This is a genomic window from Mesorhizobium sp. M1E.F.Ca.ET.063.01.1.1 (assembly GCF_003998155.1).
In the GTDB taxonomy this organism is placed as follows: domain Bacteria; phylum Pseudomonadota; class Alphaproteobacteria; order Rhizobiales; family Rhizobiaceae; genus Mesorhizobium.
In genome coordinates this window covers 1-8,343 of sequence record NZ_RZSC01000225.1, presented here as the reverse complement: position 1 = coordinate 8,343, position 8,343 = coordinate 1, and the positions used below count along the sequence as shown (strand labels likewise).

The following is an 8,343-nucleotide window of genomic DNA, read 5'->3' as shown; positions in this document are numbered from 1 at the left end:
ATTCCACGGCAATTGCCCGCATCGGCCTTCGCCCGCCGAGTTGAACGCGGAACTCCTTGCATTCCTGGGCCCGGTCGAGGCGGCCTATGGCAAGCCGGCCATCCTCTACATCACCGACGAGACGGCGCCGACCTATTCCGCTCATATCGCGGTTCGCCAGCGCTGGCTGCGCTCGTTGCGGGGGCCGCTGAACGAAGACGATTGGGTCTATTGGCAATATGTCGATACGGGCCGCGTCGACGGCATCGACGGCGATGTCGACCTGAATGTCCTGAAGGGCGGGCCGGCGCGGCTCACGGAGCTGTTCGCGCCGGCGCCTGAAGCTAGCTCTTCAGGAATGCCGCGATCTCCCTGAAGACGTTGACGAACATCTCTTCCGTCAGCACGCCGGTGTTGGTGTTGTAGCGCGAGCAGTGATAGCTCGAAAACAGCGTGATCCCGCCGGCCTCCTGCCGCCCGCCGTGGCGGAACGGAAGCGCGGCGACGCGTCCGCCCAGCGCCCGCACCGTCGACTGATGCGCGATCGAGCCGAGCGTCAGGATAGCGCGCAGATTGGAGAAGCGCGCGATGGTCGGCCTGAGGAAGGTGCGGCAGGTGGCGATCTCGACGCCGACCGGCTTGTTCTCCGGCGGCACGCAGCGCACCGCGTTGGTGATCGCGGTGCCGACGAGCTGCAGCCCGTCATCCGGCCTCGCCTTGAATTCTCCGCGCGCCAGGCCTTGCGCGATCAGCGTGCCGTAGAGCAGGTCGCCGGCATAGTCGCCGGTGAACGGGCGCCCGGTGCGGTTGGCGCCGCGCAGGCCCGGGGCCAACCCGACGATCAGAAGCTTGACCGCCTCCTCGCCCTCCGGCGGCAGCAAGGTCGGCACCGGCGCATTGAACCAGCCCGGCTCGCGCTCGCGCCAACCGGCGATGAAGTCGTGCAGCCGCGGGCAGAGCGGGCAATCACGGTCGGGTTCGGGGGAGGGCGCGCCGCTCAAGGCTGCCGCTCTCAATAATCGTCCTCGTCGACTTCAGCCGGTTCCGGCCGGCGCGCCGGCCGCTCGGACGGGTCGCGGCCGACCTCGCTCTTCAATGTCATCAGGTCGATGAAGTGGTCGGCCTGGCGGCGCAGGTCGTCGGAGATCATCGGCGGCTGCGAGGCCATGGTCGAGATGATCGACACCTTGCGGCCGCGCCGTTGCAGTGCCTCGACCAGAGTGCGGAAGTCGCCGTCGCCGGAGAAGATGACATAGTGGTCGACGACATCGGCAAGCTCCAGCGCGTCCACCGTGAGCTCGATGTCCATGTTGCCCTTGATCTTGCGCCGGCCGGTCGAGTCGGTGAACTCCTTGGCGGGCTTGGTCACCACCTTGAAGCCGTTATAGTCCAGCCAGTCGATCAGCGGCCGGATCGAGGAGTATTCCTGATCCTCGACCAGCGCGGTGTAGTAATAGGCCCTGAGCAGGTAGCCGCGCTTCTGGAAGCTCGCCAGAAGCTTGCGGTAGTCGATGTCGAAGCCGAGCGCCCGCGAGGTGGCATAGAGATTGGCGCCGTCGATGAAAAGAGCGATCTTTTCACGGGGATCGAACATTGAAAAACATCCCTTTCGAAAATTTCTGTCGTCTAAATGGACGTGACGGGCAGGCCCGGTAATGGTCCCTTTTGCCGTCTCATCCGAGATAACGCCAGATTTGTGGATATCCAAGGGCGCGGACGCGCATTGCAAGCAATTGTGATCGGCGCTATTTGAGCGGCGGATAAGGGTGATGTCCGGACATTGAGCCGGCCAAAGGCTCGTGCTTCGGGCGCTGCCGCCATAAAGCTTGTATTTCGGCGGCGTCCGGGTTATGGAGCCCGCCAGTTTTCCATCAAATCCACGCATGAAAGGGGCAGTCCATGGCCCGCGTAACCGTTGAAGATTGCATCGACAAGGTCGATAACCGTTTCGAGCTCGTGCTGCTCGCCGGCCACCGTGCCCGCCAGATCAGCCAGGGCGCGCAGATCACCGTTCCTCGCGACAATGACAAGAATCCGGTCATCGCGCTGCGCGAGATCGCAGAGGAGACGCTGTCGCCCGACGACCTCAAGGAAGACCTGATCCACTCGCTGCAGAAGCATGTCGAGGTCGACGAGCCGGAGGCCGATGGCGAGGCGATCGCCGATCAGACTGGAGCCGCCACCGCCGCTGCGGACACCGACGACGCCGAGGAGAACATCGCCTTCGACCGCATGAGCGAGGAAGACCTGCTCGCCGGTATCGAAGGTCTGGTGCCGCCGGAAAAGAGCGACGACTACTAAGCTTCGTCGGAACTTGCCTGGATCAAGCATCCGGCACTTCCGTCTCGTAAGTTTCGTGGCTATCTATGACATGCGCCGCAAGCAACAGCGGCGCATGATTCATTTCAGCACCGCGAGATCCCGCCCATGATGCGTCAGTATGAGCTTGTCGAGCGCGTGCAGCGCTACAAGCCTGACGTCAACGAGGCGCTGCTCAACAAGGCCTATGTCTACGCCATGCAGAAGCATGGCCACCAGAAGCGTGCCTCGGGCGATCCCTATTTCTCGCATCCGCTGGAAGTGGCGGCCATCCTCACCGAAATGCACATGGACGAGGCGACCATCGCGGTCGCCCTGCTGCATGACACGATCGAGGACACGACCGCGACCAGGGCCGAGATCGACGAACTGTTCGGCCCCGAAATGGGCAAGCTGGTCGAGGGCCTGACCAAGCTGAAGAAGCTCGACCTCGTCTCCAAAAAGGCCGAGCAGGCCGAGAACCTGCGCAAGCTGCTGCTCGCGATCTCCGAGGATATTCGCGTTCTCCTCGTCAAGCTCGCCGACCGCCTGCACAACATGCGCACGCTCGACCATATGCCTGAGTCCAAGCGCCTGCGCATCGCCGAGGAGACGATGGACATCTATGCGCCGCTAGCCGGCCGCATGGGCATGCAGGGCATGCGCGAGGAACTGGAAGAGATCGCCTTCCGCTACATCAATCCGGAAGCCTATCGCGCCGTCACCGCGCGGCTCGCCGAGATCTTCGAGCGCAACAAGGGCGTGCTGGACGAGATCGAAAAGGCGTTGTCGGGCCTGTTCGAAAAGCATGCGATCAAGGCCAGCGTCAAAAGCCGGCAGAAGAAGCCGTGGTCGGTGTTCCGCAAGATGGAGGCCAAGGCGCTGTCCTTCGAGCAGCTCTCCGACATCTTCGGCTTCCGCGTCGTCGTCGACACGGTCGAGGACTGTTACCGCGCGCTCGGCGCCATCCACACCACCTGGTCGATGGTGCCCGGCCGCTTCAAGGACTACATCTCGACGCCGAAGCAGAACGACTACCGTTCGATCCACACCACCATCGTCGGCCCGTCGCGCCAGCGCGTCGAATTGCAGATCCGCACCCGCGAGATGAACAAGATCGCCGAATACGGCGTCGCCGCGCATTCGATCTACAAGGACACGGGCGGCAAGGGGAACGGCGCCGCGCACGCGATCTCCAAGGAGACCAACGCCTATGCCTGGCTGCGGCGCACCATCGAGCAGCTGGCCGAAGGCGACAACCCTGAGGATTTCCTGGAAAACACCAAGCTGGAGCTGTTCCAGGACCAGGTGTTCTGCTTCACGCCCAAGGGCATGCTGATCGCGCTGCCGCGCGGCGCCACCCCCATCGACTTCGCCTACGCCGTTCACACCGATGTCGGCGACACCTGCGTCGGCGCCAAGGTCAACGGCCGCATAATGCCGCTGATGACGGAATTGAAGAACGGCGACGAGGTCGAGATCATCCGCTCCAAGGCGCAGGTGCCGCCGGCGGCCTGGGAATCGGTCGTCGTCACCGGCAAGGCGCGCGCCGCCATCCGCCGCGCCACCAAGAACGCCATCCGCAAGCAATATTCCGGGCTCGGCGCTCGCATCCTGGAACGCGCCTTCGAGCGCGCCGGCAAGAGCTTTGCCAAGGAGAGCCTGAAACCGGTGCTGCACCGGCTGGCGCGCAAGGACATCGAGGATGTGCTGGCCTCCGTCGGGCGCGGCGAGCTGGCATCGACCGACGTCATGAAGGCGGTGTTCCCCGACTACAAGGACGAGCGCGTCACGGTCGCGGCGCCCAAGCAGCGCGAGGAGGGCTGGTCGAAGATCCGCAACGCCGCCGGCATGCTGTTCCAGATGCCCGGCCGCGCCGCGCGCAAGGGCAAGGACCAGCAGCGCGAGGGCGCGGTGCCGATCCGCGGCGTGCGCGGCGACCTGCCAGTGCGCTTCGCGCCGGAAGGGGCGGTGCCCGGCGACCGTATCGTCGGCATCATCCAGCCGGGAACCGGCATCACCATCTATCCGATCCAGTCGCCGGCGCTGCAGGCCTTCGACGACCAGCCCGAGCGCTGGATCGACGTCCGCTGGGACATTGACGAGCGCACCAAGGAGCGCTTCCCGGCGCGCATTTCGGTTACTGCCATCAATGCGCCGGGATCCCTTGCCGACATAGCGCAGGTTGTTGCGTCGAACGATGCCAACATCCATACGCTGTCGATGGTGCGCACCGCTCCCGATTTCACCGAGATGCTGATCGACCTCGAGGTCTGGGACCTGAAGCATCTCAACCGGCTGCTGTCGCAGCTCAAGGACAATTCGAGCGTCAGCGACGCTCGGCGTGTGAACGGCTAACGATGAGCGACGAGAGAGGGAAGAAATGAACACCGAAGAAGTGCTGGGCATATTCCGCGAGGCCGGCGCCGTTCTCGAAGGTCATTTCATCCTGACGTCCGGCCTGCGCAGCCCGATCTTCCTGCAGAAGGCACGCGTCTTCATGCATGCCGACAAGACCGAGCGCCTGTGCAAGGCGCTGGCCGAGAAGATCCGAGAAAGTGTGCCGGGCGGGATCGACTATGTCGTCGGCCCGGCGATCGGCGGCCTGATCCCGGCCTACGAGACATCGCGTCATCTGGGCGCTCCAGCGATCTGGGTCGAACGGGAAGGGGGCGAGTTCAGGCTCCGCCGTTTCGAGATCGCCAAGGGGTCGCGTGTCGTCATCGTCGAGGACATCGTCACCACGGGACTCTCGATCCGCGAGACGATCGACTGCCTGCGCGAGCTCGGCGCCGAGGTGGTGGCAGCCGCCTGCATCATCGACCGCTCGGCCGGCAAGACCGATGTCGGCGTGCCGCTGATCGCGCTCGCAGAATATGAGGTGCCTGCCTATCCGCCCGACCGCCTGCCGCCGGAGCTTGCCGCCATCCCGGCCGTCAAGCCGGGCAGCCGGAACATCTGACGCCGCGATGCATGAAAACAAGCACTTGAGCGCGCCGCTTGAATCTCTTTGCCAGCGGCGCGCGTCGAGGTCGCGATGATTGCCGGCATCGACCATTTCGTGCTGACGGTCCGCTCGGTCGAAGCGACCTGCGATTTCTATCAGCGTGTGCTTGGCCTGCGGCGGCTGGACGAGCCGAACCGTCCGACCGCGCTTCTGTTCGGATCGCAGAAGATCAACCTGCATGAAGTCGGGCACACCTTCGAGCCGAAGGCAAGGACGCCGACGCCGGGCTCCGGCGATTTCTGCCTCGTCGCGGCGGTGCCTCTTTCCGACATCCGCGCCAGCCTCGAGGCCAACGGCGTGGCGGTCGAAGTCGGGCCGGTTGAGCGCATTGGGGCGCGCGGCAGGATGATGTCGGTCTATTTCCGCGATCCCGACGGCAATCTGGTCGAGGTTAGCGAATATCTGGCATAGCCTCCGTTTCGGTCAATTCAGACCGAGCCGCACAGCGCAGCGCCGGTCGAATGGTGATTATCGGCCTTGCCTCCCGGTTCGCTTCCTCAGTTTCGCCAGAATGGCGTTCTTGTTACAGCCTGCGGCAGACCATCGCGGCGGCGTTTCGTTGTTCCGTGGCCTGGCAGTCGCTATATCAAAGTTTTGTTGCCTTCCTGCGCCCTCGAAGCGCAAGATATGTCGGCGCGACCCGGGTAGCAGGGGAAGCGTGTGTTGGACCAGGAACTGAAACAGAGTGCTTTTTCGACGCCGAGAGCCTGATGGCCTCCTGGAGCGGTTGCGTACCTATCTGTGGCCGCGCCGTTCGTTCTCGCGCTCTGTGCAATATTTCTCCAAGCGCATCCTGCGGCTGAAGGCGACGCCCCATTCCGTCGCGGCCGGCGTCGCGGCGGGCGTTTTCGCGTCCTTCTTCCCGCTTGGCTTCCATTTCGTCATCGCCGCCGTGCTCTGCTGGGTGATCGCCGGCAATCTGGTGGCGGCGGCGCTGGGCGCAGTGTTCTTCGGCAATCCGCTGACCTTCCCGCTGCTTTGGGGCGCATCCTGGGAAACGGGCAAGCTCATCCTGCATGAACGTCTGCCCAAGCACGGCCCGCCCGAACATCTCGGCGAAATGATGCAAACGCTTTCCTTCGCCAAGTTGTGGCATCCGATCCTGGAGCCGATGCTCCTCGGCGCGGTGCCGCTTGGCCTGGTCTTCGGACTCATCTTCTATGGCATCACCCGCTGGGGCATGACCGTGTTTCGCGAGCAGCGGAAGCGGCGCATGGCCGAGCGGGCCGAGAAGGCCAAGCGCGCTGGCGGGCGGGAAGTTCCCGCGGAATGATCATCGGCATCGGCAGCGACCTGATAGACACCAGACGCATCGAGAAGTCGCTGGAGCGGCACGGCCAGCGCTTTATCCAGCGCATCTACACCGAGGTCGAACAGGCCAAATCCGAAGGCCGCGCGGCCCGCGCCGCCTCCTACGCCAAGCGCTTCGCCGCCAAGGAGGCCTGCGCCAAGGCGCTGGGCACCGGCATGGCCGAGGGTGTGTTCTGGCGCGACATGGGCGTGGTCAACTTGCCGAGCGGCGCGCCGACCATGGCTCTGACCGGAGGCGCCGCGGCAAGGCTGGAGAAAATCCTGCCCAAGGGCCACCGCGCGCTGATCCACCTCACCATCACCGATGATTTTCCGCTTGCTCAAGCCTTTGTGATCATCGAGGCAGTGCCCGCCGAACAAGCGCCACATTGATTCCATCTGACCACGGGCGGCATGACGTTGCCCAGCGCGCGCCGAGACTCTATACCAACCAACGCACAATCGAGGACGACATGAGCGTGGCTGAAAAATCGCAGAAGAAATCCGGCGGGCTTGGTGAAACCTTCTCCGTCATCATCCAGGCTCTGCTGCTCGCGCTTGTCATCCGCACGTTGCTGTTCCAGCCCTTCTCCATCCCGTCCGGTTCGATGCGGCCGACGCTGCTCGAGGGCGACTATCTGTTCGTCACCAAATGGGCCTATGGCTATTCGCGCTATTCGCTGCCCTTCGGCCCCAACATTTTCTCCGGCCGCATCTGGGGCTCGGAGCCCAAGCGCGGCGACGTGGTGGTGTTCAAGTTCCCGCCGGATCCGTCCGTCGACTACATCAAGCGCGTCGTCGGCCTGCCCGGCGACAAGATCCTGGTCAAGGACGGCCAGCTCTTCATCAACGGCACCGCCGTGCCGCGCGAAAAGGTCGGCCAGATCGACAATCCCGATATCACCGAGGTCGACCGTCCCGTCGACGTCTATCGCGAGACGCTGCCCAACGGCGTCACCTACGACACGCTCGACCTGACGCCCAATTCGATCGGCGACAACACACGCGAGTTTGACGTACCGCCCGGTCACTATTTCATGATGGGCGACAATCGCGACAATTCCTCCGACAGCCGCTTCACCGTCGGTTTCGTGCCGGCCGAGAACCTTGTCGGCCGTGCCAACGTCATCTTCTTCTCGATCGCCGACGGCGCAAGCCCGTTGGAAATCTGGAAGTGGCCGTCGCTGATGCGCGCCGGACGCCTGTTCCATCTCGTCCACTAAGGTCATGGCGGCCACCAAGCGTTTGACCGCCGATGCCCTCGCCGAAGCGCTTTTCGAGCGCACCGGCCACGCCTTCGCCGACCGCCAGCGTCTGCAGCGCGCGCTGACTCATGCCAGCGCGCGCTCGACCCATGCCGGCGTCGACTACGAACGCTTCGAATTCCTGGGCGACCGCGTTCTCGGCCTTGTCGTGGCCGACATGCTGCTGGCGGCCTTTCCCGATGCCGCCGAGGGCGAGCTGTCGCTGCGCCTCAACGCGCTGGTCAACGCCGAGGCGCTTTCCGAGATCGCCGGGGAGATCGGCCTGCCGGAATTGATCCGCGCCGGCTCCGACGTGCGCAATCTCGACGGCCGCAAGCGAACCAATCTGCGCGCCGACGCGCTGGAGTCGCTGATTGCCGTGCTTTACCTGGATGGTGGCCTTGACGCTGCCCGCGCGTTCATCCACCGCTATTGGCAGCCGCGCTCGCAGGCGACAGGCGCCGCCCGCCGCGACGCCAAGACCGAACTGCAGGAATGGGCGCACCAGGCGGCTGCCAATAGCGG

Annotated in this window: 10 protein-coding genes and 1 pseudogene; 9 read left to right on the top strand and 2 right to left on the bottom strand. The window is 64.3% G+C overall.

Going from position 1 to position 8,343, the window contains the following annotated elements; translation table 11 throughout:
* A pseudogene (locus tag EOA29_RS17315) lies at positions 1-355 on the top strand (lysozyme); the annotation flags it as partial.
* On the opposite strand, the gene EOA29_RS17310 reads toward EOA29_RS17315, so the two are convergent.
* Positions 324-995, bottom strand: a complete 672-nt coding sequence (locus EOA29_RS17310; RefSeq protein ID WP_189434676.1) for a uracil-DNA glycosylase — start codon at positions 993-995, stop codon at positions 324-326. The pseudogene EOA29_RS17315 and the gene EOA29_RS17310 sit on opposite strands and share 32 nt — an antisense overlap.
* Entirely contained in the window at positions 992-1,573 is a 582-nt protein-coding gene (locus EOA29_RS17305; RefSeq protein WP_126094941.1) for an NYN domain-containing protein, read from the bottom strand. The genes EOA29_RS17310 and EOA29_RS17305 overlap by 4 nt, the downstream gene beginning before the upstream one ends.
* Before the next feature lie 305 nt (positions 1,574-1,878).
* Here EOA29_RS17305 and rpoZ point away from each other — a divergent pair, with 305 nt between their 5' ends.
* From rpoZ to EOA29_RS17265, 8 genes are all read left to right on the top strand, one after another.
* Complete coding sequence (rpoZ, locus tag EOA29_RS17300) at positions 1,879-2,280, top strand: DNA-directed RNA polymerase subunit omega (RefSeq protein WP_040972027.1); 402 nt, start codon at positions 1,879-1,881, stop codon at positions 2,278-2,280.
* Between the two features lie 126 nt (positions 2,281-2,406).
* On the top strand, positions 2,407-4,635 hold the full coding sequence (locus tag EOA29_RS17295; RefSeq protein WP_126094940.1) for a bifunctional (p)ppGpp synthetase/guanosine-3',5'-bis(diphosphate) 3'-pyrophosphohydrolase: 2,229 nt from the start codon (positions 2,407-2,409) through the stop codon (positions 4,633-4,635).
* Between the two features lie 25 nt (positions 4,636-4,660).
* Positions 4,661-5,239 (top strand): orotate phosphoribosyltransferase, encoded by a 579-nt coding sequence (gene pyrE, locus EOA29_RS17290; protein WP_127221193.1) that lies wholly within the window; start codon positions 4,661-4,663, stop codon positions 5,237-5,239.
* Positions 5,240-5,314: 75 nt separating this feature from the next.
* The gene (locus EOA29_RS17285; protein ID WP_127221192.1) at positions 5,315-5,695 is read left to right on the top strand and encodes a VOC family protein; all 381 of its coding nucleotides are present in this window, start codon (positions 5,315-5,317) and stop codon (positions 5,693-5,695) included.
* Positions 5,696-5,969: 274 nt separating this feature from the next.
* Complete coding sequence (locus EOA29_RS17280) at positions 5,970-6,557, top strand: DUF2062 domain-containing protein (RefSeq protein WP_127221191.1); 588 nt, start codon at positions 5,970-5,972, stop codon at positions 6,555-6,557.
* Positions 6,554-6,967 carry a holo-ACP synthase gene (acpS, locus tag EOA29_RS17275; RefSeq protein ID WP_126094934.1) on the top strand — a complete coding sequence of 138 codons (414 nt, stop codon included), beginning with the start codon at positions 6,554-6,556 and terminating at the stop codon, positions 6,965-6,967. The genes EOA29_RS17280 and acpS overlap by 4 nt, the downstream gene beginning before the upstream one ends.
* Before the next feature lie 80 nt (positions 6,968-7,047).
* Entirely contained in the window at positions 7,048-7,797 is a 750-nt protein-coding gene (gene lepB / locus EOA29_RS17270; protein WP_126094933.1) for a signal peptidase I, read from the top strand.
* A 4-nt stretch (positions 7,798-7,801) separates the two neighbouring features.
* On the top strand, positions 7,802-8,343 hold a 542-nt coding region (locus EOA29_RS17265; protein WP_127221190.1), incomplete at its 3' end, for a ribonuclease III family protein.